At 35.8% G+C, this 24,757-nt stretch carries 26 protein-coding genes, 1 tRNA gene and 1 pseudogene; 13 read left to right on the top strand and 15 right to left on the bottom strand.

Annotated elements, in window-relative coordinates; all coding sequences use genetic code 11:
* Window positions 1-82 precede the first annotated feature (82 nt).
* On the top strand, window positions 83-544 hold the full coding sequence (locus EIB73_RS13295; RefSeq protein WP_125025724.1) for a hypothetical protein: 462 nt from the start codon (window positions 83-85) through the stop codon (window positions 542-544).
* A gap of 29 nt (window positions 545-573) precedes the next feature.
* Here the strand turns inward: EIB73_RS13295 and EIB73_RS13290 are convergent, their stop codons facing one another.
* Window positions 574-1,101 (bottom strand): gamma carbonic anhydrase family protein, encoded by a 528-nt coding sequence (locus tag EIB73_RS13290; protein WP_125025723.1) that lies wholly within the window; start codon window positions 1,099-1,101, stop codon window positions 574-576.
* Window positions 1,102-1,294: 193 nt separating this feature from the next.
* Here EIB73_RS13290 and EIB73_RS13285 point away from each other — a divergent pair, with 193 nt between their 5' ends.
* The 4 genes from EIB73_RS13285 (at window position 1,295) to EIB73_RS13270 (ending at window position 3,965) form a co-directional block, all read left to right on the top strand.
* Window positions 1,295-2,173: a NifU family protein gene (locus EIB73_RS13285; RefSeq protein ID WP_125025722.1), complete on the top strand. Its 879-nt coding sequence runs from the start codon at window positions 1,295-1,297 to the stop codon at window positions 2,171-2,173.
* Window positions 2,174-2,356: 183 nt separating this feature from the next.
* Window positions 2,357-3,385: a ferrochelatase gene (gene hemH, locus EIB73_RS13280; protein WP_125025721.1), complete on the top strand. Its 1,029-nt coding sequence runs from the start codon at window positions 2,357-2,359 to the stop codon at window positions 3,383-3,385.
* A gap of 68 nt (window positions 3,386-3,453) precedes the next feature.
* Window positions 3,454-3,678, top strand: a complete 225-nt coding sequence (locus EIB73_RS13275) for a hypothetical protein (RefSeq protein ID WP_125025720.1) — start codon at window positions 3,454-3,456, stop codon at window positions 3,676-3,678.
* A complete protein-coding gene (locus EIB73_RS13270; RefSeq protein ID WP_125025719.1) occupies window positions 3,678-3,965 on the top strand; it encodes a type II toxin-antitoxin system RelE/ParE family toxin in 288 nt (95 codons plus the stop codon). Before EIB73_RS13275 ends, EIB73_RS13270 begins: the two co-directional genes overlap by 1 nt.
* A 10-nt stretch (window positions 3,966-3,975) precedes the next feature.
* Here EIB73_RS13270 and EIB73_RS13265 read toward each other — a convergent pair.
* A pseudogene (locus EIB73_RS13265) lies at window positions 3,976-5,186 on the bottom strand (type IX secretion system plug protein).
* A 103-nt stretch (window positions 5,187-5,289) separates the two neighbouring features.
* Between EIB73_RS13265 and EIB73_RS13260 the strand changes: the two are divergent.
* Entirely contained in the window at window positions 5,290-5,925 is a 636-nt protein-coding gene (locus EIB73_RS13260) for an MBL fold metallo-hydrolase (protein WP_125025718.1), read from the top strand.
* A gap of 77 nt (window positions 5,926-6,002) precedes the next feature.
* Here the strand turns inward: EIB73_RS13260 and EIB73_RS13255 are convergent, their stop codons facing one another.
* The 9 genes from EIB73_RS13255 to EIB73_RS13215 form a co-directional block, all read right to left on the bottom strand.
* Window positions 6,003-6,563 (bottom strand): thioredoxin family protein, encoded by a 561-nt coding sequence (locus EIB73_RS13255; RefSeq protein WP_125025717.1) that lies wholly within the window; start codon window positions 6,561-6,563, stop codon window positions 6,003-6,005.
* A 4-nt stretch (window positions 6,564-6,567) separates the two neighbouring features.
* Window positions 6,568-7,524 (bottom strand): tRNA (adenosine(37)-N6)-dimethylallyltransferase MiaA, encoded by a 957-nt coding sequence (gene miaA, locus EIB73_RS13250; protein ID WP_185144619.1) that lies wholly within the window; start codon window positions 7,522-7,524, stop codon window positions 6,568-6,570.
* Window positions 7,525-7,744: 220 nt separating this feature from the next.
* On the bottom strand, window positions 7,745-8,086 hold the full coding sequence (locus EIB73_RS13245; protein WP_125025716.1) for a YkvA family protein: 342 nt from the start codon (window positions 8,084-8,086) through the stop codon (window positions 7,745-7,747).
* A 72-nt stretch (window positions 8,087-8,158) separates the two neighbouring features.
* Window positions 8,159-8,710, bottom strand: coding sequence for a TlpA family protein disulfide reductase (locus tag EIB73_RS13240; RefSeq protein ID WP_125025715.1), 552 nt, complete (start codon window positions 8,708-8,710; stop codon window positions 8,159-8,161).
* Window positions 8,711-8,726: 16 nt separating this feature from the next.
* Window positions 8,727-9,290, bottom strand: coding sequence for a thioredoxin family protein (locus EIB73_RS13235; protein WP_125025714.1), 564 nt, complete (start codon window positions 9,288-9,290; stop codon window positions 8,727-8,729).
* A 55-nt stretch (window positions 9,291-9,345) separates the two neighbouring features.
* Window positions 9,346-10,413: a chorismate synthase gene (gene aroC, locus EIB73_RS13230; protein WP_125025713.1), complete on the bottom strand. Its 1,068-nt coding sequence runs from the start codon at window positions 10,411-10,413 to the stop codon at window positions 9,346-9,348.
* 52 nt (window positions 10,414-10,465) lie between these two features.
* Window positions 10,466-12,085: an LIC_10190 family membrane protein gene (locus EIB73_RS13225; RefSeq protein WP_125025712.1), complete on the bottom strand. Its 1,620-nt coding sequence runs from the start codon at window positions 12,083-12,085 to the stop codon at window positions 10,466-10,468.
* Window positions 12,086-12,134: 49 nt separating this feature from the next.
* Complete coding sequence (locus EIB73_RS13220; RefSeq protein WP_125025711.1) at window positions 12,135-12,722, bottom strand: YMGG-like glycine zipper-containing protein; 588 nt, start codon at window positions 12,720-12,722, stop codon at window positions 12,135-12,137.
* Between the two features lie 223 nt (window positions 12,723-12,945).
* On the bottom strand, window positions 12,946-14,238 hold the full coding sequence (locus tag EIB73_RS13215) for a TIGR00341 family protein (protein WP_125025710.1): 1,293 nt from the start codon (window positions 14,236-14,238) through the stop codon (window positions 12,946-12,948).
* Between the two features lie 377 nt (window positions 14,239-14,615).
* Here EIB73_RS13215 and EIB73_RS13210 point away from each other — a divergent pair, with 377 nt between their 5' ends.
* The 5 genes from EIB73_RS13210 (at window position 14,616) to EIB73_RS13190 (ending at window position 18,965) form a co-directional block, all read left to right on the top strand.
* Window positions 14,616-15,920 carry a tyrosine-type recombinase/integrase gene (locus tag EIB73_RS13210; RefSeq protein WP_164467899.1) on the top strand — a complete coding sequence of 435 codons (1,305 nt, stop codon included), beginning with the start codon at window positions 14,616-14,618 and terminating at the stop codon, window positions 15,918-15,920.
* A gap of 58 nt (window positions 15,921-15,978) precedes the next feature.
* Window positions 15,979-16,689, top strand: coding sequence for a hypothetical protein (locus EIB73_RS13205; protein WP_125025708.1), 711 nt, complete (start codon window positions 15,979-15,981; stop codon window positions 16,687-16,689).
* 128 nt (window positions 16,690-16,817) lie between these two features.
* Window positions 16,818-17,102 carry a helix-turn-helix domain-containing protein gene (locus EIB73_RS13200; protein ID WP_125025707.1) on the top strand — a complete coding sequence of 95 codons (285 nt, stop codon included), beginning with the start codon at window positions 16,818-16,820 and terminating at the stop codon, window positions 17,100-17,102.
* 27 nt (window positions 17,103-17,129) lie between these two features.
* The gene (locus tag EIB73_RS13195; RefSeq protein ID WP_125025706.1) at window positions 17,130-17,555 is read left to right on the top strand and encodes a hypothetical protein; all 426 of its coding nucleotides are present in this window, start codon (window positions 17,130-17,132) and stop codon (window positions 17,553-17,555) included.
* Between the two features lie 84 nt (window positions 17,556-17,639).
* Window positions 17,640-18,965, top strand: coding sequence for a hypothetical protein (locus EIB73_RS13190; RefSeq protein ID WP_125025705.1), 1,326 nt, complete (start codon window positions 17,640-17,642; stop codon window positions 18,963-18,965).
* 544 nt (window positions 18,966-19,509) lie between these two features.
* Here the strand turns inward: EIB73_RS13190 and EIB73_RS13185 are convergent.
* The 3 genes from EIB73_RS13185 to EIB73_RS13175 all read right to left on the bottom strand — a co-directional run bounded on the left by EIB73_RS13185 (window position 19,510) and on the right by EIB73_RS13175 (window position 21,548).
* A tRNA-Cys gene (locus EIB73_RS13185) sits at window positions 19,510-19,580 on the bottom strand.
* A 48-nt stretch (window positions 19,581-19,628) separates the two neighbouring features.
* Entirely contained in the window at window positions 19,629-20,138 is a 510-nt protein-coding gene (locus EIB73_RS13180) for an RDD family protein (protein ID WP_125025704.1), read from the bottom strand.
* Between the two features lie 33 nt (window positions 20,139-20,171).
* Window positions 20,172-21,548: a DUF4403 family protein gene (locus EIB73_RS13175; RefSeq protein ID WP_125025703.1), complete on the bottom strand. Its 1,377-nt coding sequence runs from the start codon at window positions 21,546-21,548 to the stop codon at window positions 20,172-20,174.
* A 156-nt stretch (window positions 21,549-21,704) separates the two neighbouring features.
* On the opposite strand from EIB73_RS13175, the gene EIB73_RS13170 reads away from it, so the two are divergent.
* Together EIB73_RS13170 and ribB are read left to right on the top strand one after the other, a co-directional pair.
* Window positions 21,705-22,712 carry an LLM class flavin-dependent oxidoreductase gene (locus tag EIB73_RS13170; protein WP_125025702.1) on the top strand — a complete coding sequence of 336 codons (1,008 nt, stop codon included), beginning with the start codon at window positions 21,705-21,707 and terminating at the stop codon, window positions 22,710-22,712.
* Window positions 22,713-22,951: 239 nt separating this feature from the next.
* On the top strand, window positions 22,952-24,073 hold the full coding sequence (ribB, locus tag EIB73_RS13165; RefSeq protein WP_125025701.1) for a 3,4-dihydroxy-2-butanone-4-phosphate synthase: 1,122 nt from the start codon (window positions 22,952-22,954) through the stop codon (window positions 24,071-24,073).
* An 89-nt stretch (window positions 24,074-24,162) separates the two neighbouring features.
* On the opposite strand, the gene EIB73_RS13160 is transcribed toward ribB, so the two are convergent.
* Window positions 24,163-24,681: a thermonuclease family protein gene (locus EIB73_RS13160; RefSeq protein ID WP_228411246.1), complete on the bottom strand. Its 519-nt coding sequence runs from the start codon at window positions 24,679-24,681 to the stop codon at window positions 24,163-24,165.
* Window positions 24,682-24,757: the final 76 nt, after the last annotated feature.

Genomic DNA, 24,757 nt, shown 5'->3' with positions numbered 1-24,757 from the left:
GTGAAAATATTCTGCTTATCCCTCAATCAATACTCTTCCTGTTTTAGAAAAAGATGCTACTTTTGTAAACTAAATCGTGAAGATGAAGAACTTATTAATTATTATCATTTCATTTTTGACAGTCGTTTCCTGTTCCTCGACAAAAAAATTGTCAGACCCCGAAACGTTGCCAAAAGATATTTCTTTTAAACCTGAAAATAACGTGTCTCAAATTGAAGACCGGGAAAACCTAAAGCAACTGATTGGTGAAATCGATTCATTGATCAGCACCGAAGTCTGTAACGATCCTACAGAATGGACTTTCACGGCGATTGGTGCAAAACCTTGTGGTGGACCGAGTTCTTATCTGGCTTATCCAAAAAAGTTAGCAGAAGAAATCTTACCGAAAGTAACCCAGTTTACGGCTATGCAGGATGCCATCAACAAAAAATATCATCTAATGTCGGATTGTGCTGTCGTTCTTCCGCCTTCTGAAATCATTTGTGAAAATGGTAAGGCAGTATTGACAGGAGGTCGATTAGATAAAAAAGAAGAAGTTGAATAAATTCAACTTCTTTCTCTATTAAGTAATATTTACAAATTCGTACTTTCTTTATACCAGCCGGAATATTTGACGTAATTATTAGCAATACGATTCACTTCCCCCTCTAATAATTCGGTAGAAGTATCTTTTATTTTACGCGCTGGCGTCCCGGCCCAAACTTCGCCTGATTTAATATGCGTTCCCTGAGTCACCACTGAACCGGCTCCCACAATTGAATTACTTTCCACTAAGCAGTCATCCATCACGATTGCGCCCATTCCAACTAAAACATTGTCATGAATCGTACAGCCGTGAACGATTGCGTTGTGTCCAATTGAAACATTGTTTCCGATTACGAGCGGGAATTTTTCGTAAGTACAGTGCAACATGACATTATCCTGTACATTCACTTTATCACCCATTTTTATATAATTCACATCACCACGAATCACGGCGTTATACCAAATACTGCATTCTTTGCCCATGGTAACATCACCAATAATGGTTGCTGTTTCTGCTAAAAAAGTATCGTTTCCGATTTGTGGGGTTTTTCCTAAAAGTTCTTTTATAAGTGCCATTGTAATATAATGTGTTAATATGCTAATTTGATAATGTGATGTTTTAAATCTAAAAATCAATTCTACAAATAGATAAGTTAATCGAATATTTTTATCTTCCCTAAGTAATATCGTTCATTGACAACGTCTAAAACATCACTGATGAAATCTAAATTGTTATCCGTATTTTTGTACTCAAATTTAGTAAAATAAAATGAGACCAATTATTATAGAGCCTACAGAAAATCCGAAAGTAATGAAGTTTGTAGCCGATTACAACTTGATCCCGGGTTCTCTGGAACTCGACCGAAATTCTGATATTAAAGAAATTCCTTTAGCTCAGGAACTTTTTAAATATCCTTTCGTAGAAAGAGTTTTTGTTACGGCAAACTTTATTGCAGTAGCTAAGCAAGAGGGTGTTGAATGGGAAAACGTGATCGGACCTTTAAAAGAAATTATTCAAAACGAACTGGCGGCAAATCCTCGAATTTATCTTCAGAAAAAAAATGAGGAGTATCTTATTTATGCAGAAATGACTCCAAATCCGATGGTGATGAAATTCGTTTCTAATACGCAACTTATCGATGGATTTATAGAAGTAAAATCTCCCGAAGAAGCTGCAGAAGTTCCTTTGGCGAAAGCTATTTTTGATGAATACGATTTTGCAAAAGAAGTTTTTATTTCTGATAACTTCGTGGCAGTTACAAAAAATGTATCCGTTGAATGGCATGAAGTAATGGTGAAGATGCGCACCTTTGTTGCCGAATATCTACAAAGTGGTGGAGTTGTTTCCAATGCTGTCGCGCAGAAACATGCAAGTCCTGCAGCTACGATTATGAATAGAGAATATACGGAAGACGAACAGAAAATTTCTGATATTTTAAACGAATATGTCGCTCCGGCGGTAGAAGGCGACGGTGGAAAAATTTCTTTAATGGAATACGATGCTGAAACTAAAACTGCAAAAATGTTAATGCAGGGTGCGTGTTCTGGTTGTCCAAGTTCTACAGCAACTTTAAAAGGTGGAATTGAAAATATCCTGAAACAGTTTTTACCTGAACTGGTAGAGAAAGTTGAAGCGGTGAACGGTTGATAGTTGATAGTTGATAGTTGATAGTTGAAGATGGGAAAAAATCTTTAATTGTTGCTGTCATATTAAAAATATAACAGGGTTGCGCCCCGACTTGAACGGAGCTCTTTTTATAAATACCGCGACAGCGGGAATTATAAAAAAGCGGGAGTGGAAGGCGGAAATAGGCGCCCAAATAAAAAATACATGTCGAAAAAAGGAATTTTATTAGTTAATCTTGGGTCGCCACGATCGACGAAAGTTGAGGATGTTAGGGAGTATCTGGATGAGTTTTTAATGGATGAAAAGGTGATTGATTATCGCTGGTTTTTCCGAACATTATTGGTGCGTGGGATTATTTTGAATACGCGACCGAAAAAATCTGCAGAAGCCTATAAAACGGTTTGGACGGATGAAGGTTCGCCTTTAATTTTCATTACGGAAAGGATTAAAAATAAACTCGAAAAAATCGTAGATGTTCCCGTAGAAATCGGAATGCGCTACGCTGAACCGAGCATCGAAACCGGAATTCGGAAATTGACCGATCAAGGTGTTACAGAAATCGTTCTCTTCCCACTCTATCCGCAATACGCGATGAGTACGACGGAAACGGTGATTGACAAAGCAGAAGAGGTGCGCAAGAAACATTTCCCTAATATTAAAATTAATTACGTTCAGCCTTTTTATAACCGTGAAATTTATATCGATTGTTTAGCAGAAAGTATCCGCGAGAAATTACCGGAAACTTTTGATGCTTTACAATTCTCTTATCACGGTGTTCCGGAAAGACATATTTTTAAAACCGATCCTACCAAAACCTGTAATTTAAACGACTGTTGTTCTCGAGATAGTAATCCGAGTCATCAGTTTTGCTACAGACATCAGTGCTTTAAGGTGACGGAAGAGGTGATCAAGAAATTAAATTTACCGAAAGAAAAAGTGATGGTTACTTTCCAGTCCCGTTTGGGAAATGATAAATGGATGGAACCTTATACAGATGAAACTTTGGAGAATTTAGGTAAAAAAGGAATTAAAAATCTGGCAATTGTGTGTCCTGCTTTTGTGTCTGACTGTTTGGAGACTTTGGAAGAAATTTCAGTTGAAGGGAAAGAACAGTTTATGCATGGTGGTGGGGAAACCTACAATTATATTCCGTGTTTGAACGATGAAGACCGTTGGATTGAGGTCGTAAAAACTTTGTGCGAGGAAAAGCTGCACGAGTTTTATTTGGTGTAAAAATATATTGGCCTTCAGGAAATCTTGAAGGTCTTTTTTTATGAATAGTTTTTCATAACTTTGATTCTATGAATGTTACTGTTGAACAACTTACCGAAAAACTAAAAACACTTCCTGAAAATTTTTTGGAAAGAGTTTGGGGTTATATCGATGGGTTATCAGAAGAAATTGACCTTGAAATTCCGGAGTGGCAGAAAAATGAAGTGAGAGATATAATTGCAGAATACAAAAAGCACCCTGCTTCTGCGCACGATCTTGAAGACGTCATCAGGGAAATTGAAGAGGAATTATAATGAAAGTTTTACTTTCTGACAGAGCGAAATTTCAATTGAAAGAATCAGTCCATTTTTATGAGAAAAGGAAGACAGGTTTGGGGGAAAAATTAACGAATTCAGTTACCAGTAAATTAAAGTTTGTTGCTTCAAATCCTTTGTCATCTGAAATAAAATACGACGAAGTTCACGTAACGTATTTAAAGCATTTCCCTTTCGCTATTCACTATTTATATATAAACGAGCAATCAGTAATTTTTGTTTCCGCAATTTTTCATACTTCTCAAAATCCTAACAAACTGAGATAAGCCTAAAAATCTATCTCAGCGGCGTTCTAAATTCCCCATAACCCAACAATCCGTCGTAATTTCTGCCGAAAGGCTGGTAATATAAAAATGCTTATAGAGGTTTTCGGTTTGCCAGAAATTACCGTTGATTTCGCCTAGATTTAAAGTGCCATCCGGATTTTTTGTGGCTAAAATATAATTGTAGAATCCTTGTTTTAAATAAATTTTGGCGATATATTTTTTCAAAGTTTCATCGTAAGTCATTTGGTTTTCTTTGCTTGCTTTAAAGTCATTGAAACCACCCACAACATAAATTTCTTTATTGGTTTTTTCTGAATCTAAAGCGAAATAAACCCACGAATAATCTGCTTCGCGTTCCGCATTTCTTTCAATTCCCAAATCATTTCTACGGAAATAAAAAGCACCGTTCACATCCGGTTGATATTGATAATTCATTGGAAAAGCCCAAACGGGATGAAGATAAGTATAATTAACTCCATCCACATTTTCTGACTGAGCAACCATGTCAAATGGCTGATTCATATTCTTATTATCGAAATAATAAAACTCATTATTACCAGGAAAAACCAAATTCATTTGTTGGAAAAGAATTTTATTGCCCAATGAAGAACTTTGCTTTTGATTATAAACTCCCAAGTTCCAATTGTTATTTTGGATGACATTTAAAGAAAGAGAATTGAGATTGGAATTCATTGCCGAACTATTACCAACAGCCTGCACTTCTACCCTTTGGTTAATCTGTGGATTTCTCGCATCAGACGTTCGGGAAACATTTAAAGCCATATTCGCTCCATCTTCTACGATACAAAATCTTTTGGTGAAAAGTGGTTTACTCGCTGAATCCTGATAAACTACCAATTCAAAATTACCTGAGATTTTGGGCTGAATTTTATCGTTCGGAAAAGTCAAAGTGTAATTGGTATAAGCCTGCAAAGTATTGAAAGAATATTGAAACTGATCGATCATTCCATTTAAACTTCCATTAGCATATTCGGTAAAAAACAAACCGTCATCTTGCCAATTCCGGTCAAAGTGTTTAATGGTATACCGATAAATGGTGCTGGAATTTGAAAGATCATCAAAACGCAAAATCAACTGTTCATTAAACCCGATAACCGGCGTTTCATCATTGGTTTGCGGATTGAATAACTGCACGCTGCGAATATCCTGCGCGGAATAAAGAGCACTGCAAAAGAAAAGGAAAATTTGTAAATATTTCATTGATACGAAGATAACGAAAATAGCATTAATTTGTTGTAGGCAAGAAGCGTTTACTCCTTAAAATTGTATTTTTGTAAAAAACCTATCAATTCTAATAGATTATATGATCACAATAAAATCCTTTACATTCAATCCTTTCTCCGAAAACACCTATATCATTTCCAATCAGCAGAAAGCTGCTTACCTCATCGATCCGGGAAATTTTACCGATGCTGAAACTGATGTTTTAGAAAAATTTATTGAAGATCATGAATTGAATATTCAAAACATTTTGTTAACCCACGCACATATCGATCATGTTTTGGGTTTGCAAAAAGCCTTTGATCGTTACAAAGTTCCTGTTTTAATGCATGAACTCGATCAGGAAATCCTGGACCGTAATCCTATGGATGCGAACAGATTCGGCTTTTTCTTTAAACGTTTTGAAGGCGACATCTCCTATTTAAAAGAAAACGAAATCATCAGTTTGGGCGATGACTCATTTAAAATCCTTCATGTACCCGGGCATTCTCCGGGAAGTATGGCTTTCTACAACGAAGCGCAGAAATTCATTATTTCCGGCGATGTCTTATTTCAAGGAAGTATAGGCAGAACCGATTTGTATAAAGGAAATCACGAAACCCTGATCACGCAAATTAAAACGAAACTTTTTGTGCTTCCGGAAGAAACCCAAGTTTACAACGGACACGGAAATCCCACCACAATTGGATTCGAAAAAAATTACAATCCTTATTTTTAGCAGGTAAAATTGAAAAGAGCCAAGTAATGTAAATCATACTTGGCTCTTTTAAATTGGTTATTTATACTTGGCTATTGTTATTCTTTCCACTTGATTCCGCAACCCATGCTTGGTTTCTGCAATTCTTCCTGTGGTCCACCCGCGAGTAAGTTTTCGAAAGCAATAATTAAATCTTCTCCTGTAATTTCCTTTTGATTTCCGGGTCTGGAATCATCCATTTGTCCGCGGTAAATTAAATCAAGTTTTTCATCAAAGAAGAAAAAATCTGGCGTACATGCAGCGTCATAGGCTTTTGCGATCGCCTGACTTTCATCGTACAAATACGGGAAGTCAAATTTTCTTTCCACTTGAAATTCAATCATTTTTTCGGGAGCATCCGCGGGATATTTATCTACATTATTTGAATTAATGGCGATAAATTCAATTCCCTGTTCCTGATAATCCTCATACAATTCGGTAAGTTTATCAATAATATGAAGCAGAAACGGACAATGATTACACATAAAGATGACAAGGGTTCCTTTTTCCCCTTTCAAGTCCTCCAGAGATTGCATTTCGTTGCTTTGGGAAGGATTCGGAAGTTCGAAAAAAGGTGCTTTGGTTCCCAATGCGAGCATTTTTGAAAAAGTATCTGCCATTGTATTATTTTTTGATGTTTAAAGTGTTGAGCAAAGATAAGGATTCTTCTACCAAATTTTCAAAATTTACCCAGTTGATATTATCCTCTTTCCGATACCAGGTTAATTGCCGTTTTGCGAATCTGCGGGAATTTTTTTTGATTTCTTCGATGGCAAAATCCAAAGTCCAGTTTTCATTGAAATAGTTGAAGAGTTCAGAATAACCCACGGTTCGCAAAGCTAAATTGTTTTTGAAGGGAATTAATGATTCCACTTCCTCCACCAATCCATTTTTCACCATAAGATCTACGCGTTGATTGATTCGTTCATAAATAATTTCCCGTGGTGACTGTATCCCAATTCGAATGACTTCGAAATCGCGTTTATTCACTTGATCAGCGATATTTTCAGTGTACGTTTTCCCGGTTTGCCAAATGATATCAATCGCGCGGAAAAGGCGACGTGGATTATCTTTGTCTACTTTGTTATAATAATCAATATCTAAATCTTTCAGTAACGTTTGAAGTTTTCCGATTCCTTCGTCATTCAGCATTCTCTGAAGTTTGGTCTGGTTTTCTTCATTGGCTTCGGGTAAATCGTGAAGACCTTCGAGGACTGCTTTTTCATACATCATACTTCCGCCGACCATGACCACAATATCACGTGTCCGGAAAAGTTCTTCTAATTTCTGAATGGCGTCTTTTTCAAATTGCCCAATGGAATAATAATCCTTTATTGATAAATTTCCGATAAAGTGATGAGGAACCTGAGCCAATTCTTCTGCAGAAGGTGTCGCAGTACCAATTTTCATTTCCTTAAAAAACTGTCGGGAATCGCAGGAGATTATTTCTGTACTAAAATGCTGGGCGATTTGGATGGCGAGTTTTGTTTTGCCGATTCCGGTGGTCCCAATAATGGAGATGAGTTTTTTCACGCTGTAAATTTCCTTATTTTTTTCGAATAAAAGAAGTCCGAAAATCATTTGTAGTCAACAATTAAAATATGGACTGACTTATAAGAAATTGGAAAGAAATCCTGCATTTCAATTATAGCCCCGATCAAAGCGGTATCCTTTATCTTTTTCTTTCGGAAAAGATAAAGATAGAGCGGAGAGCGGGAGAAATATTAAAAAAAAAATCGCTTTTAATGCTCCAAAAAAAACCGGTTCTTTTCAGAAACGGCTTTATATTAAGAGTTATTTTTTAACGAACCACTTCGGCTTCCTCGATCATCAGATCGTCCGATTTTCTTGAAGCTTCCCAGGCGATGAATTTCTCAGCCTCGGTCACCAAAAGCGGTATAGCAAAAGCAAGCAACGCCAAGTCGTCTAACACGCCAATCACGGGAATCCAGTCCGGAATGATGTCGATGGGCGAAATGAGGTACACAAAAACCAATCCCGGAACAATCACATTTTTAAAATGTGGCTTGTATCCTCCCTTTTTCATAGCAGATTTAATCATGCGAATTATAACGGGGATTTTTTGGATAAATCCTTTGTGTTTAAATGCTTCTTTGGCAAGTTGAATTTTTGATACTTTCATTTTTGTTTTTTGGTATTTTTACCCTATATATTTCGCAAATTCTATACCATAATTTCGTAAAGTTAGTTAAAGTTATTTGGTGAAATTATCGATAAATTCATGAACCGATTTGGAGTTCCAATCTTTCGTGCCATCTTCTTTTAAGAGAATTCTTCCATTTTTATCCAATAAAAAAGTTGTGGGAAAAACCTTCGGCAAAACATGATTTGTAATCGGACTTTGCGCGATATAAACAGGAACGGTATAGTTGTTTTTTTTCATAAACTCCACTACATCTTCCTCCTTATCCTGCATGGCGATGAGTACAAAATCAACTTTATCTTTTCGTGACTCATATAATTTTTGAATCGTCGGCCATTCTTCGCGACAAGGTGGACACCAAGTTCCCCAAAAGTTGAGTAAAACGAGTTTATCGCCTTTAAATGCTTTCAGGTTGGTGTCGGGAACATTAATTCCTTTCAACTGAATATCATAATCGGTATCGCTTAAAGTGATGGCATTTTCTATGGCTGCTACAGGAAAGAAGAGGTCTTTCAATTTCAGTTTCACCGCAGGAAACAGATAGAGAATCGCCACGAAAATAAGGGCTATGATAAAAAAGGCATTTTTTTTAAGGAAATTCATGTGTTTTACGTTTTAATTAAAGAAGTTCAATAATTTCTTCGATTGCATCATGGCCACGGTTTTTAGCATAATAAACCTGCAAGTCATTATAAAATTCTTCTCTTGGATAGGTTTCAGGATTTTCTTTAAATTTTTTCAAAAGGTCATTTCCATATTTTGGACGTGGACCCCAAACTGCTTTTACCTGATCCTCTTCCGTCAGAATAATCACTTTTGGAATGGACTGCGTTCCATTGGTCAGAAACTGATCAATCAAAGTAGGATCACTGTCGCGTAAGAAAATTCGAACTTCGTTTCCGGCAGCTTCGAAAAATTTGGCTGCAGCAGGAACGGTTGCACTTGCATCACCACACCACGGTTCGGAAATGATCAATAATTTACCCTTAAAATTCTTAGATTTTGCGCGCTGCATTTGTTCTTCATCAATCTTAAACGTTTTTACGGTACGATTGGTTCTTTGAAGTCCAAGTTCGTAATATTCCTGATATTCATCCTCTTTGTTAGGGTTGTTATGAAAGCGATCTTCCGCTACTTTTAAATATTCGTCAAAAGTGATCGCATTTTGCCAGTAATTCTTCATTTTTATTATTTTGTTCAAAGTTCAGTATAAAACTTATATTTCTAGGTGATCAAAGTCACATTGAATGTTTCCGGAGTTTATTAATTAAAAATAAATCTGCCAAAACAAAAGCGGCGAGATTTTCCACGATAGGAACCGCTCGTGGCAGAACACAAGGATCATGTCGCCCTTTTCCTTCTACAATAATGGGATTTCCCTCCGAATCAAAACTTTCCTGAGGGCGTAAAATGGTTGCCACAGGTTTAAAAGCTACCCGAAAGTAAACATCCATTCCGTTTGAAATTCCGCCTTGGATTCCACCAGAAAGATTCGTTTTGGTGGAAAAATCTTCATTAAATAAATCGTTGTGGTCTTTCCCCGTCATTTTTGCGCCACAAAAACCGCTTCCGTATTCAAAACCTTTGCAAGCGTTGATATTCAGCATGGCTTTTCCCAATTCTGCCTGAAGTTTTCCGAAAACAGGTTCTCCTATTCCGATTGGAAGATTTTTAATCACACAGGTAATCGTTCCGCCGATGGTGTTTCCTTCTTTTTTAATTTCTTTGATCCTGGAAATCATTTTTTCTGCAGTTTCAGGATCCGGACAGCGAACATCATTACTGTCAATTTTAGAAAAATCTAAATCCTGATACGGTTTCTCACAAAATATTTCGCCGACTGACGAAACATACGCCTTAATCTCTACCTCTTTCGGTAAAAGTTGTTTGGCCAGACTTCCAGCGACGACCCAGTTTACGGTTTCGCGCGCGGAAGATTTTCCACCACCGCGATAATCCCGGATTCCAAATTTCTGCTCGTAAGTAAAATCGGCGTGACTTGGGCGATATGATTTTGCGATATGATCGTAATCTTTTGATTTTTGATTTTCATTTTCGATCATAAAACCAATGGGGGTTCCGGTCGTTTGGCGCTCAAAAATGCCCGAGAGGATTTTCACGGTATCGCTTTCTTTTCTTTGGGTAACGATGGAACTTTGACCCGGTTTTCGCCGGTCAAGTTGATGCTGAACCTCCTCCAAATTAATTTCTAAACCTGCAGGAAAGTTGGTGATAATTCCGCCATAAGCAGGTCCGTGACTTTCACCAAAGGTAGCGAGCGTGAGAAAATTTCCTAAATTGAACATGTTACAAAGTTAAGGAGATAATTTTGATTTGATGATGCCGCGAGTTACGATACTATTGAAAATCTTTCAGAATATTACGAAGTTCTTTTTTCTCATTTTCTGATATTTTTCGCCAGATAAATCCTTCTTTCAAAGTGCTCCCTTTTAGTTGCGGAAAAATCCCTGCATCTAAGTCTTCCTGAATAAATTGCGGCGATATTGCAGGAAGTGGTATATCAAAACTGAAGATATAACCGTGGACTACATTGAATTCGACATTTCCAAGCTGATGGGTTTTGTATTTTTTTAATTCAAAGTAGGAAGGATTTAAAAATTGAGTGGTTTTGAATCCCGTCATATAATTTCCGAGCCTGAAACTTGGAACATATTCTTTAACCAAATTAGGAAATGATAAAAATACAGCAACACAAAATGATAACATGGTAAAAATAATTATCGAATTCTTTCGGGAAATTATTTTGTAAAATAAAACAAAAACGACTACGAAAAAGACATCGAAGAAAAATCGGTATTGCGCTGAAAACAACAGCACGATGATGCTTTTAATTAAAATTGAGATTAAAAGAATCCAGAGTATTTTCGATTTTTTATAAAATGCAAAAATGGTAAAGCCGATTAAACTCAGGAGGAAACAAATATGAATCATGCTCTTAATTCCATCGAGAAAAAGCCAGTTTCTGACATAATCAAAACCTGAAAATTTTTGAATCTCAGAAAAAGTATACTGCATGTCATAGGTTTTCATCATTGCCATTTCCGATGAATTCTGTAACAATTCCGCATTAGGCTTCCAGGAAAATTCAAAGTCAAATATCTGAACCGGAAAAAATGGAAAACCAAAAGTCCAGATGTTTTTAAAAATGAAAAGAATTAACATAGAAGCACCCATCCTCACAAATTTAATGTTGCTTTTCAAGATGATTATAACATATAAAAAAACAAAAATTGGCAACCAGATCATGGTGGGTTTTATGCCAAAAATAAAGATGGACAATGCGAATATAAATGCGGCGTTTTTATTTGAATTAAAAACTTCATTTAAAATTATTAAAGAGAAAGCAATCACCGGTAAATCGGGACTTGGTGATTGTAAAAAGAGAAAAAGCACGGGCAAAAAGAGAAAATGAATCCAGGCTTTTTTCTCCAGAATATAAATAAGATAGACCAAAAGCACCACTACATTTAATCTCAGAAAAGGATCGCTAAAGTTTGAAAATCCAGCCTGAAAAACATGCCAGAAAGACATCTGCCCCAAAAGCAGATCTAAATTTGAAATTCCCTGAACCAAACCAACTTCTGAAATCCATTTTATGGTGGGAACATAGTAGCCGAAATGGTCTAAAATAAAGGGAAAGTAAGAACCAAAATAAACGATAAGAAAGGAACTGCTGAGAAAAACTACTTTATTTTTCAAAATTAAATTCCAGAACTCCAGATAGACTTTAAAATAGAAAAAAGAAGAAATACCCAAAGCTAATGTAATCCCTTCCACGATGAGATTTAAGGGAAAAAAGAATGCGGTAAGTGTCCAAATTGTGGTACAAAAAAAAATACCGCTCAGCATATTGAGGGCAAGTCCGTACTCTTTAATTTTAAAAATTATGGTTGATAATTTGCCTAACCCTGCTAAGGTAGGAAGCAACATAATCAACATCAAAAGAATATAAAGCATAAAAAAAGATTGCTTAAAAATAAGCAATCTTTTATATATTTAGAATATATTAATTTCTCGGTTTAACTCTACCGTCTTTTCTATCTTGTGATCTACCGATGGTATAACCTGTTGCACCACCTGCAACACCGCCAATTACAGCGCCAAGTCCTCTATTTTTCTTACTGATAATGGCTCCGGCAGCGGCTCCACCAACAGTTCCAATAATGGTTCCTTTAGCAGCTTTACTCATTCCTTGTTTCTGAGCAGTGCTTTGGTTACTTCCTTGAGAAGCTCCTGAATTAGAATTTCCTGAAGAGGATGCAGCTCTTGGTGTATTGTTAACGTAAACTGTTTTTGTTTCTCTGATCACCTGCGGTTTTGCAACTGCTTTGGCTTGTTTTACCTGTTCGATGCTGTCTGCTTTCTTCTGAATTTCATAAGCCATTTTTTCTTTTTCAATGGCTAATTTTTGTTTCTCAATTTCCAGCTGACGTGCCTGAAATTCAATTTTTTGCTGATCCAACGATTTTTCAGCTACTGACGGCTCTTTTGTACAAGCGGCCAACATTAAAACTGATAATGTTCCTGTCAGGAAAATATTTTTGAAAACCTTGCGGTTTGTTTTTATCTGTGTAAGGTCATTTGGTGATTTCATAATGTACTTTTGTAAAATTCGTCAGAAATAAAAATCTCTAAGCACAATCTTTCCAAAAACGAAACCAATCGAGTGTTAAGGAATAGTTAAAGTTTTGTGAAAAGAGATCTTAAAGCGCCGAAAGCCCCTCCAATCATAGCAAATACAGCACAAGCCGTTGTTCAGTTTCTTAAAGATTTTTGCTGTACTTCATTTATACCGAAGCATTTTATTTAAAAATAAATCATGGTCGGCGATATATTTCTATCGTATCTACTTTTAACTTGGCTTTTAACCAAGTGCGCAATGTTTCTTCCGAAGGTTTTGAAATTGGTTTCTCCGTCTCGTAAAGTGCCACCGGAATTAATTTGGTAGAATCTGTTTTAGAAAATACTTCCTGTTTTGCAATTGATATTGAAATTAGTTCGGGAAATATTGATGAAGCTTCTTTGTATAAATTTTCTGTTTGAAATGTATATTTCTTTACGGAAGCATTTAATTCCGAAATTAATTTGGAGCGATCATTATCAATTTCATTATTTGCAATCTTCTTTGCAGAAGCGTCTGCAAGGAAGGCGCTGTCTTGCCGAATAATCAACTGCGTATTTGGAAGGCCAAATTCCTTCAGTTTAGCATTTTCTTCTTCAATTTGTTTGGAAGTAAATTTGCGGTTCAAAAATGCCAACTCAATTGTTCGGGGCACACCGGGAGAAGAATAGTTTGTTTTTTGATAAACAATAGTGTTCCCTTTGCTTTCAAACTCTTTTTTAACGTAATCGCTCACCATTTCCTTAAACCGCTGCTGCTGTATAAACTGGTAGGCAAAGAAAATACTTGGAGCAATCATGGCTATGGTAATAATGGTGATCCAGTTTCTTACATTTTTTTCCTTTTTTTCATCGACAAAACCTACGGCAGGATATTTTAAAAGTTTTGCGATAAAATACGTTGCAATACAGATAAAGACGCAGTTGATGGCGTAAAGAAAAAGAGCGCCTCCGAAGAAGGATAAATTCCCGGTAGCTAATCCGTAACCCGCTGTACAAAGAGGCGGCATTAAAGCTGTTGCAATCGCTACCCCCGGAATTGGATTTCCTTTCTCGACCCTTGTTACGGCAATCACGCCAACCAGTCCACCAAAAAAAGCAATTAAAACATCGTAAATATTGGGAGAAGTTCGGGAAAGAATCTCTGACTGTGCTTCTTTAAATGGCGTTAATAAAAAATAAAGAAATGAAACAAGTAGCCCGATTAAAGTAGAGATCAATAAATTTTTTAGGGATTTCCGCAGGAGTTGGAAATCAAACATGGCTAAGGAAAACCCGGCTCCCACGATTGGACCCATCAAAGGGGAAATAAGCATGGCACCAATAACCACCGCGGTAGAATTCACATTTAGTCCCACCGATGCAATCATAATGGCACAAGCTAAAATCCAAACATTCGCACCGGAAAAAACAATACTGCTTTTAACATTGGTCAAAACTTTCTCTTTTTGCTCTTCTCCTTCCTGGAGATTAAAAAAATTATTAAACATATCAAATTTAGTAAGTTCACAAATGTAGAAAATAAAAGCAATTATTTAGAGTTTCAGTTTGCATCTATTTTTGGTCATAACTCTCACCGAAAATGCAGTTCTAAAACTTTTTTACAGAAAAAAAACCCTAAGAATCATTTTCAGATTAATAGGGTTTTGGAGGTTCCTAGCGAACCCGAACAACGCAATGAGATATTTTTCCTAACGACATTAAACACTACTCTAAACCTCCCTATTAATAGTATTTAGCAAAGGTATTGATAATAATTCCGATTGTATGAAATTGTTCTAAATTGCATTTAATTGCAATTTGGTTGACACAAATGTTGACACACGGTAAATGTTTTGTATCTTTGATTTGTTCAAAAACTTATAAAATGGCAACCTCTAAATTCTACCTACGATCAAAGGGTAAAGATTGTGCAATTCAGATGCAATTTTCAATTTCCCGAACTTTAAAGATGAGAACCTCCACAGGATTGATTTCAAATTCAAATGTTTGGAGTGATAAAACTGATTTGCCCACTCTAGGGAAAAACGCCTCCGATAAAAATTTAGTCACCAAACTTCAAAACCTTTCAACTTTTGTACTGGAGGCGTATAATGTTGACTTTGCAAACGGAGTTAATTTTTCAAATGATTGGTTAAAAAGCAAAATCAATAAATATTTTGAACGTGAGAATCCAACCACCGAAATTGAGGATGATAATTACTTTTCGATTTACCTCAAAAATAATATTGAGTTAAGAAAACTAGACTCACGAACAAAAAAAACAACCGATCAAAAGTTTATTCAACTGCAAACGAAATTCACGGACTTCGAGAAAACTAAAAAAAAGAAATATTTGATTTCGGAAATTGATAAAAAATTTATGTTGGTATTTAGGAAACATTTAATTGATAAATTCAAAATAATGGAGTCCACAGCCAACCGATCTTTAAAGAACCTTAAAACAGTCTTATTGGATGCTAGAGACAACGGAAAAACAATCAATCATCAAATTAATAATTTTAGTATTGAAACAGTCCCAGCAACCAAAGTATTTTTAAATTTTGAGGAGATTAAAAAAATCAAAGAATCTACCATCATAGGAAATGACTTAATACACGCCAAAGATTGGTTAATTATAGGGTGCTATACTGGTCAAAGAGTCTCCGATTTGTTGAGGATGACTAAAGAGATGATTTTCACCAAAACAGACTCAAACGGAGAGAGTTTTCAGTTTATCGAACTCACACAACAAAAGACAGGCAAAGAGGTTACAATCCCGTTACACGATGAGGTATTAAAAATTATCAACAAATATGATGGAAATTTCCCGCCAACATTTGGAAAAACTAGAGACTCAAAATTTGCCTTATTTAACCGATACATTAAAAAGGTTTGTGAGATTTCAAAGATAAACGACATTGTGAAAGGTAAAGTTTATGACAGCAAAGAAAAGCGAAATGAGATAAAAGAAACCGATAAATGGAGGTTAACCTCATCGCATATTTGCCGACGGTCTTTTGCAACTAATTTCTACGGAGACAAACGGTTTACTACTCCCCAAATTATGGCAATCACTGGTCACGGTTCGGAGAGTGTATTTTTAGGATATATTGGAAAATCATCATCCGATCACGCAATGACCACCGCGAAAACATTTAAAGAGATTGAGAGCCAAAAAATTGCAAATTAACAACCGATTAACAACCGATATTTTTAATTAAATTTGATTTGTTCAAAAATGCAAGATTATGGAAATACCAGTATATAATTTCTTTGAAGATTTTAAAGATAAAGTAGATATAGATTATTCTAAATTTCATAATAAATTTACTTACAGCGAATATCTGCATGAATTAAGATTAAAATATGACAAAATAATATATGATTTATTGATTGAGATAATGCAGAATTTAAAATCTATTAATGATGAAGTTCCCACTGCAGAAGTGCAATCTAATATGAATGATTTTTATGAAAAATATAAAAATTTACCTGAAAGTTTAAATAATATTTCTGCAGTTGAAAAATATACAGATTTACTGAATGAGTATTTTCGCACACCCTTGCACGATCAAAAAGATGAAATAAAAAAAATATTAAAGTTCATAGATGAAAAATTATTGGTAGAAAAAAATAATCTAGTAAGATTTCAAAAACCAGTATCCCAAACCATTGAAGTTTCGGAACCGCTAACAGCAAAACAACAGCAAAAGGTAGGTTTATTAATTCGGTCGGGTATTATTGATTTTTTGAGAGATAAGAATCCTGGAATATCAAACAATAAAATTTCGGGTTTTATCGAATTACTTACAACCGAACCAATGAAAAAATCTTCAATTACTTCGCATTTAGTTGATAGTACGGATAACGTGAAACATCCTTTTTATTCAAACCAAAGTTTAGATGAGATTGATTTAAAACTCAAACAATTCGGAATCTCTCCACAATCAGAAAAATAATACAGCGCACCAATTAGGTGCGTTTTTCAATTCTATACAATCCCATTTTTCAGAGTTTGGAAAACTTTATATTGTTCCAAATTTTTTCCAAACTTTCCTTTGTCTCATAATTAATTCAACAAAAAATTATGAGTACAATCCAATTTATCGGAACAACTCCGAACGCATTGATTAGCGAAATTACAAACGCAATCATCCCACAACTCAAATTAGAGTTATCACGGGAATTTCAACCCAAAGAACCTACAAAGTATTTAACACGACTCGAAGTTTGTGAACTACTTCAAATTGATCTCTCCACACTCCACAGATGGAGAAAAGACAAAGTTTTGACCGCGTACGGTATTCAAAACAGAGTTTATTTTAAACGAAATGAGATTGAGGAACTCATCACTAAAAATCAATTAATCTAATATTTAAAACTTTCAAAAATGGAAACAATGGCAACAACCCACCAACCCGACTTTGTGAGACATTTTTACACGGTCAACCACACAACACAGAGTTATGAAATTTACCAATTGAATAACACCTCAAAGAGTTACTCACTATTAACGGCACTTTGTAGAATTGAAAAGTTTTTCGGAAAATCCAACGCCTCCAATATTGATAAGTATTTCAGATTGAGAACTACAAATAATTGGAACACCTCCGAAAAGGTTACAGGATTAAGAGAACACACGCGCGGAATTTATCACGGAGACCGCATAATTAACGGTAAAAAAAGTTTATTGATATTCTTTATCAGTGAGGATAAAACCGCGCTAATTGTGGACTATTATCGCTCATATAAACCACATACTCCAACCATACTTAAAACCATATTAACAGCCAAAGAAAAGGAATACAAACAACTATTTCCATAAAACAAAAAAGAGAGGATTAAAACCCTCTCTAATTGTTCAAAAATGCAATGATTTGGCAACCATCACACCACAAAGATAATTAAAATGTATGATAATAGTAAGTTAAATTGTACCGATCAACAACTCATCCAAAGGTTGAGAAATTTCCCGAATATGAAACAGGTTGAAACCAACAACACAACCGATAGTTTTCAAATATTTGGCAATCATTTGAGAATGGATTTTAGGAAAAGTTTTGAGAACGGTCGATTTGTCGGATACCATAACGTGTACCTCTCAATTTCGCCTCATTATCACTTCAATAGGTATAAACACAACGGCAACGATTTAACGCCCGAAAACGCCCGAAAATCGATTTTAGACATTTGCAGATATTTAGAAATTAAAGAATCGGAATTTGATTTGTTTAAAGTGGTCAATTTAGAGTTTGGTTTGAATATCATCCCCAAAACCGACATTAAAAAACTGGTCAACGGCATTGAATTTTATAAAAAAACGCCTTTCATTGTTAAGAATCCAAAAGAACCATTTAGTAAAATTACGGATGCAACGAAGCAAAAAAATGTCAAAGCGTATGCAAAAGGAATCCAATGTCACGAAAAATTAAACGCTCCCGAAATTGATATTAATACATTTCGTTTTGAAGTTAAAAACAAAAAGTCATTTGCAATTAGAAAACACGGAATCGACACTCTAAACGATTTATTTAAAGATGAGGTTTTTACACGATTAGCGCACGCACTGGTTAAAGAGTGGCAATTGATACACATTATCAATTTGGAGCCGAATTTCGCAACCTATACGCGCGAGGATTTGAAATTTATCAAACAACACTCAACCGTTAACGACTGGTTAAAAATTATTAATGATGAAAACAGAAATAAATTTCAAAGAGAAAAGCAAAAGTACTTCAAAACACTGCAAGGAGATGATAAGATAAGAGAGGAGGTTTTCAACCTAATGAATGAGAAAATTATGTCTTTTGGGATTGGTGCATATTTACCACAGAAAAGTGAAAACGTAAAAACCTCATCAACTACCATCACAAAAAGGAAAACCAAAGATTTGCAAATAAGTAAAGAGGTGCAAATTTACCCTCACGCGCACGTGGTAAAGTGTACAAATGCACCAACACCCGAACAACCGCGCAAATGTTTAATGACAAATATCAATATCACGATGCAAAAGGATGAGAGTAAATTTATTTATACCACTGGTTTGAATTATTACCGAGAACACGATCCAAATTTATATGAAAAACTTTTGCGCGACTTTTGGAGTGATGATTGTCGAGGCAAAAAAGATGATGACCTCCACAAAATTATTTCTCACAATGTACGGAACCGATATAATAACAACCGATATAGAATTGATAAAAATATTTTGGTCGGTCAATTACCATTATTTTAATATGAGTAGTTAAACAAACGGTCAACAAACGGTCATAAAAAAAGAATCTCCCAAATTGAGGAGGTTTTTTGTTTTAATTTATGTTCAATTATGTTGCAATATGTTTCGGAGATTTTGACCAAAAAACAACTCTAAAACAACTCAAATAAACACTCAACAATCACTCAAATTAGATGAGGATAAAACTTAACAAAACTTAACATTGTGAATCGTTTTTAACACTATAAAAAAAAGGTGACAACCTTATAAAACCTGACATTTGAAAAATGACCGAGTTCACGCGCGCGCGCGTATTGTTTTGTTTTCTTAATAAACTAACGAACTTAACACCTAAAAAGAAAAATCAGATTAATCGAACACCTAATAAGACAGGCAACCAAATAACGAACATTGTACGCGCAAGGTTTAAATATCTCTCAACCTAAATGTAATTAAAGAGAGACTGAATTTACTTTATTTCCGATTGGTTGACACAAATGTTGACACACTTATAAAATAAAAACCCCTAACGACTTATTTAATAGTCAATTAGGGGTTTTCTGTGAGGTTCCTAGCGGATTCGAACCGCTGTAGATGGTGTTGCAGACCACTGCCTAACCACTCGGCCAAAGAACCATTTGGGTTTGCAAATATAGGACTTTTTATTTTTTAAGGAAAATTTTATTAAAGATTTTCTTTTGAACCGATATTTTGAATGTCCTTTTCTAAATTTCTGGCGTTCTCAAAGTCTTTTATTCTGATCACCCGCGTATTCGACCATCTGTCGTGCCACCCATTATCACCTAAAAAAGAAAAAGCATCAAAAGGAATAGCGCGGGAAAAATTTCGTTTCAATAGATCATCGGTTGTTAATTCGCTGCCGTCTGTCTTTACTACTCTGGTTCCTGTAATTAATTTTCCTAAACTTCTGCCACCACTCAATTTTTCAATGAAGAAAAGAACTAACGCATACATTAAAAGCGTTCCTACCCTGTCGACAGTTGGATCTACGCCATCAATATCTGCGGCGGACTGGTCGAAATCTACACCAAAAATATAATATCTGCCGATGGCAAAAAGGATAATCAATACCCAGATCACCACCAAAGAAAAACCAAAATCGATCAAATAATTTAAGATCCTGAAACCCTTCGAAGCTTTATTACGCTCCACAACCTGTAAAATTCTTGCCATATTAAATCTATTTTTATGATCCTTGTTTAGTTATTATATTCCTTTTACTAAAAGCTCCAGTTGTGCTTCTGTATCAATCACCGCCGTAATTCCCCAAGGATTTAAAATTATATTGGAAGGCTTCAACTTAAATACTTTACCGCTCATTTTTAAACCTTTATAATATTCTTTATTAAAGGTTTCTTCGATGCTTTTACGGGAGGAATCTTCTAACTCAGCAGTGGGAATTCCGTATTCATTTTCAATCATATTGACGATTTTACGTTGAAATAAAAGAGTTGCTGCTTTGTATAAAATATTACTGGTCTTTAACTTAAATTTGGTATCTGAAAGTACTATTTTTCTTTTTGTTTCATCGTAAACTGGAATTCCTGTGATGTAAGAAGTTCCCTCAATTGCTCCTTCAGTTTGTGCCTCGATCATTATTCGCTGGTCTTCACTATATACTTTAACAGCAGTAATTTTCACTTTAGATTTGCCTTCCCGAAAATCGAATTCCTTGCCTAAAAAAGTTTGTTCAGCTATTGCGGTCGCTTCAGAAAAAGGAATATTGGCAGTGGTCTGCAACAGGAATTTTTGTGGCAGTTGCTGCACTGAATTAAAATTAGCAACACTTCTGATCAAGGGCGTCGCATCTGGTTTTCTGCCCGTAAAAGTTTCCGAGTATGTTTCGATTCCGATATTTGCATCAATTCTGTTTCCGTAGAATGTAAGCGGCGTAATGTTGATTTTTATAGGCGTAATTTTTAACCAGGTTTTATATTCTTCGCTGATTTCAAAAGGCTGTGCAAACTGATTCAATGCCATCACAGCATACTGCTGAAAATTGAGTTGCTCCACCATCATGTCATCAATTGTCTTGCAGAATTTAGCCTGTTGTTCTTTCAGACTTGATTCTACCAAAGAGCTAATCGGCACTTTAATTCTACCATAATCAAGCACGGGTTTTGTGACCCATTTATAACCAAGGGGTGAAGTTTTAGTCACCATGGTCCAGTTATTATTAAAGGTGAGTTGCGTATTAAAATACATCACCGTTTCAAAGGTCGTGTTTTGGTAACTGTAAACACCCAGCGTTCCGATTCCTTTTTCTGCCCATATTTTTAACGGAACTTCGATAAGAAGGTTCTGTTTTGTGCCACCGACCAAACGAATGGGCCGTGTTTTCCAGACTTTTACTTTAAACTGATCCCCATTATTGTCAGTATAAGAATTATCTTCAAATATTAAAGCCGGAACCGAATTATTAATTATGTTTCCAATTTCAGCTAATGGAATTTTAACGGGCATTGTAATGGACGACTTGATCTTCGGAAACTCATAAACGGGAATAACACTGGCATCACCAGTTTGTTGAGAAAATATTTTCGCGCTTAAAAGAATCAGTAGGAAGAATAAGAAATTTCGCATTTTAACTTTTTTTGAAGTTTTACAAATTTGCATAAAATTTGTTTAGCATTATACCAATTATTAAAAATCATTTTTTTAGTATTTAAAAAATAATATCAATCGCCGCAATAGACATTATTAGTAGGAAATTGAAACCTATTTCCTTATCTTTTCAACATGAAAAAATTTGAAATTTCGGTGCTAGATCTCGCACCGGTAAAACAAAATAAAACCATTCACGATACTTTTAACGACAGTTTAGATTTAGCAAGAGCTGTAGAAAAATTAGATTATAAAAGATTCTGGCTGGCTGAACATCACAATATGGCAAGCATTGCCAGTTCTGCCACTTCGGTCTTGATAGGATACATCGCAAACGGAACGCAGAAAATCAGGGTAGGTTCCGGTGGCATTATGTTGCCCAATCACAGTTCGCTGGTTATCGCAGAGCAGTTTGGAACTTTAGAAAGTCTCTTTCCAAATCGAATTGATCTTGGCGTAGGTCGGGCACCCGGAACAGATGGGTTAACTGCAAAAGCACTCGGCAGAAATCCAAATAATATCAACCAACATTTCCCACAGCAAATTCAGGAGTTGCAAAGATATTTTTCCGTCGAGAATTCTGAAAGTCTCGTTCGGGCGATTCCGGGAGAAGGTTGTGATATTCCAATCTATATTTTGGGTTCAAGTACAGACAGTGCATGGCTGGCAGCAGAGATGGGATTGCCTTATGCCTTTGCCGGACATTTCGCGCCCGATATGATGGAAACGGCTTTTGAAATTTACAGGCAAAATTATGAACCAAGTGCAGAATTTCCCGAACCTTATATTATTGCCTGTGTTAATGGAATTGCAGCGGAAACCGACACAGAAGCTCAAAAGCTTGCAACCACCCTTTACCAAGCCTTTGTCAATCTAATTAGAAATGACAGAAAACCGTATGCAAAACCTGTTGATGATATGGATGAGATCTGGAATCCAATGGAGAAGAGCCATGTTCAACGAATGTTGCGCATGAGTTTTATTGGCGGCGAAGAAACTTTAGTGAAAGACTTCAAAGAATTTCAAAACTTATTTGGTGTTGATGAAATAATGATTACATCACATATCTACGAGCATGACGCAAGAGTGAAGTCGTACGAAATCATCAGAAATGCGGTAGACCGGTTGAATAGTTCTATGTAATCTATCAAACCTATTTTAATCGATTTAAAACTTACGTCTAAAATCTTTTTTTCTTCATTCCCACTATTCCAACAATCAATCAGTCTGGAGCAGATTAATTATTTCGTAGAATTTTCCGGTGGTAATGAAAAAATAAATAATCCTATGAAAAAGTGGGATTTAAAGAGGGGAAGCGAGAGCCAAATTAGAATTGTCGGTTGCGTTTAAACTCAGTATCTTTGCAAAAATCTAAAAGTAAAATGTCAGATATTCAACTTAATACGATTCCTGAAGCGATTGAGGATCTTAAAAACGGAAAAATAATCATCGTTGTAGATGATGAAAACCGGGAAAATGAGGGAGATTTTCTTTCTGCGGCGGAATTAACTACGCCGGAAATTATTAATTTTATGACCATCCACGGGCGTGGTTTGATTTGTACACCACTTCCAGAAAAACGTTGTGACGAACTGGGCCTCGATATTATGGTGACGCGCAGCAGCGATCCGAAAGAAACAGCTTTTACGGTTTCTGTGGATTTGTTGGGCGAGGGAGTTTCTACGGGAATTTCGGCGAGCGACAGAAGCAAAACGATTTTAGCCTTGATGGATAAAAATACGAAACCTACCGATTTCATGCGTCCGGGACATATTTTCCCGTTGAGAGCAAAGAAAGGTGGTGTATTGAAAAGAGCCGGACATACCGAAGCAGCTATTGATTTAACCAAATTAGCAGGTCTTCAAGAAGGTGGCGTAATTTGTGAAATTATGAATGATGACGGTTCTATGGCGCGACTTCCGGAGTTGTATGAACTGGCGAAAAAGCATGATCTGAAATTGGTTTCTATTGAAGATCTAATTCAATATCAATTAAGAAAAGGCGATTTAATCGAGCGTTTGGAGGAAAGAAAAGTGAAAACCCATTACGGCGAATTCGACTTTTTTGCTTTTAAAGAAACGAGTACGGATCAAATTCACTTTGCTTTAACGAAAGGACATTGGTTAGAAAATGAACCGATTTTAGTGAGAGTTCAAGCCTCTAATTCTTATTTCGATGTTTTGAGCAGACTGACGACGGGAGAAAAACCGTTGCTTGAAAAGGTGACGAAGATGATCAATGACGAAGGAAAAGGAGCGATTATTTTCATTAATAATGTTTCGAATTCTGAAAATACAATGCGTAAATTGCAGCAGTTTTTGGATTTCCAGGATGGTCAGGAAAAACGTCCAACTTTGGCTTCGAACTTCCATGATTATGGAATTGGAACGCAGATCTTGAAGAATTTAGGAATTAACAAATTCCGGGTTATTACGCAAAATACGCAGCAGAAACCGTTGGTAGGCGGTTATGATGTGGAAGTGACGGAAATGGTGGAATTGTAATTGATTGTTGACAGTTGACAGTTGACAGTTAACAGTTAACGAAAATAAGTTGATTTGTAGAGATCGTTTTATAGTCATCCCAAATTCATTTATTTTCTAAAATTCCAGGGAGCGATGGGATTTTTATCTGCCCAAAGTCCTACTCTATTTTTGTGTGCCGTGTTTTCTAACTGTGCATATTCGGCACTTGTAGAATATTTTTTATAATGCCAGGCTAAACCTGTTTTCAGCATTTCTTTGTTGAGGCAGGTTTTTTCATTGGTGTAAATTTCTGCAATCATACGTCCATTTCGGTCGAAGTTGCCTTTTTTTCCCTTGCTGATTAGGGTGACCGTTTTACCAAACGCGAGATCTGAAAGTTTCTTTTTAGAAACGGTACCAAAGGCTTGTTTTTTTTCAGGTGCATCAATATGTTCCAGACGAATAACGATGGGTAACTGATAATACAATCCTTCTACCGTATCGCCATCTTTAACGCCGATAATTTTCACTTTCAAAATTAATTGATCCGTTGGTGAGGTCGATTGGAATGAAGCTGGAATAATAGTGTTTCCTAAAAAGAGGAGGATAAAGAGAATGATTGATTTCTGCATGAAAGAGGAAGCCATTTTTTTTGGTAATACGCAGTCGAAATATACAGTTTCTTTACATTCAAAACAAATCTGTTAAACTTCTGCAACATAC

Source organism: Kaistella carnis, assembly GCF_003860585.1.
In the GTDB taxonomy this organism is placed as follows: domain Bacteria; phylum Bacteroidota; class Bacteroidia; order Flavobacteriales; family Weeksellaceae; genus Kaistella; species Kaistella carnis.
Note: the sequence above shows the minus strand (reverse complement) of the source record. Positions and strands in the feature narration are given on the sequence as shown.

What these genes read in the sequence shown, in the direction of transcription:
- EIB73_RS13220 (WP_125025711.1), bottom strand. Translation starts at nt 12,722, where the DNA reads ATGAAATCACCAAATGACCTTACACAGATAAAAACAAACCGCAAGGTT.
- EIB73_RS13175 (WP_125025703.1), bottom strand. Translation starts at nt 21,548, where the DNA reads ATGCGAAATTTCTTATTCTTCCTACTGATTCTTTTAAGCGCGAAAATA.
- EIB73_RS13285 (WP_125025722.1), top strand. Translation starts at nt 1,295, where the DNA reads ATGAGACCAATTATTATAGAGCCTACAGAAAATCCGAAAGTAATGAAG.
- EIB73_RS13210 (WP_164467899.1), top strand. Translation starts at nt 14,616, where the DNA reads ATGGCAACCTCTAAATTCTACCTACGATCAAAGGGTAAAGATTGTGCA.
- EIB73_RS13195 (WP_125025706.1), top strand. Translation starts at nt 17,130, where the DNA reads ATGGCAACAACCCACCAACCCGACTTTGTGAGACATTTTTACACGGTC.
- EIB73_RS13295 (WP_125025724.1), top strand. Translation starts at nt 83, where the DNA reads ATGAAGAACTTATTAATTATTATCATTTCATTTTTGACAGTCGTTTCC.
- EIB73_RS13170 (WP_125025702.1), top strand. Translation starts at nt 21,705, where the DNA reads ATGAAAAAATTTGAAATTTCGGTGCTAGATCTCGCACCGGTAAAACAA.
- EIB73_RS13240 (WP_125025715.1), bottom strand. Translation starts at nt 8,710, where the DNA reads ATGAATTTCCTTAAAAAAAATGCCTTTTTTATCATAGCCCTTATTTTC.
- EIB73_RS13160 (WP_228411246.1), bottom strand. Translation starts at nt 24,681, where the DNA reads ATGGCTTCCTCTTTCATGCAGAAATCAATCATTCTCTTTATCCTCCTC.
- EIB73_RS13235 (WP_125025714.1), bottom strand. Translation starts at nt 9,290, where the DNA reads ATGAAGAATTACTGGCAAAATGCGATCACTTTTGACGAATATTTAAAA.
- EIB73_RS13205 (WP_125025708.1), top strand. Translation starts at nt 15,979, where the DNA reads ATGGAAATACCAGTATATAATTTCTTTGAAGATTTTAAAGATAAAGTA.
- EIB73_RS13275 (WP_125025720.1), top strand. Translation starts at nt 3,454, where the DNA reads ATGAATGTTACTGTTGAACAACTTACCGAAAAACTAAAAACACTTCCT.
- EIB73_RS13260 (WP_125025718.1), top strand. Translation starts at nt 5,290, where the DNA reads ATGATCACAATAAAATCCTTTACATTCAATCCTTTCTCCGAAAACACC.
- EIB73_RS13225 (WP_125025712.1), bottom strand. Translation starts at nt 12,085, where the DNA reads ATGCTTTATATTCTTTTGATGTTGATTATGTTGCTTCCTACCTTAGCA.
- EIB73_RS13270 (WP_125025719.1), top strand. Translation starts at nt 3,678, where the DNA reads ATGAAAGTTTTACTTTCTGACAGAGCGAAATTTCAATTGAAAGAATCA.
- aroC (WP_125025713.1), bottom strand. Translation starts at nt 10,413, where the DNA reads ATGTTCAATTTAGGAAATTTTCTCACGCTCGCTACCTTTGGTGAAAGT.
- EIB73_RS13290 (WP_125025723.1), bottom strand. Translation starts at nt 1,101, where the DNA reads ATGGCACTTATAAAAGAACTTTTAGGAAAAACCCCACAAATCGGAAAC.
- ribB (WP_125025701.1), top strand. Translation starts at nt 22,952, where the DNA reads ATGTCAGATATTCAACTTAATACGATTCCTGAAGCGATTGAGGATCTT.
- hemH (WP_125025721.1), top strand. Translation starts at nt 2,357, where the DNA reads ATGTCGAAAAAAGGAATTTTATTAGTTAATCTTGGGTCGCCACGATCG.
- EIB73_RS13200 (WP_125025707.1), top strand. Translation starts at nt 16,818, where the DNA reads ATGAGTACAATCCAATTTATCGGAACAACTCCGAACGCATTGATTAGC.
- EIB73_RS13180 (WP_125025704.1), bottom strand. Translation starts at nt 20,138, where the DNA reads ATGGCAAGAATTTTACAGGTTGTGGAGCGTAATAAAGCTTCGAAGGGT.
- EIB73_RS13190 (WP_125025705.1), top strand. Translation starts at nt 17,640, where the DNA reads ATGTATGATAATAGTAAGTTAAATTGTACCGATCAACAACTCATCCAA.
- miaA (WP_185144619.1), bottom strand. Translation starts at nt 7,524, where the DNA reads ATGATTTTCGGACTTCTTTTATTCGAAAAAAATAAGGAAATTTACAGC.
- EIB73_RS13215 (WP_125025710.1), bottom strand. Translation starts at nt 14,238, where the DNA reads ATGTTTAATAATTTTTTTAATCTCCAGGAAGGAGAAGAGCAAAAAGAG.
- EIB73_RS13255 (WP_125025717.1), bottom strand. Translation starts at nt 6,563, where the DNA reads ATGGCAGATACTTTTTCAAAAATGCTCGCATTGGGAACCAAAGCACCT.
- EIB73_RS13245 (WP_125025716.1), bottom strand. Translation starts at nt 8,086, where the DNA reads ATGAAAGTATCAAAAATTCAACTTGCCAAAGAAGCATTTAAACACAAA.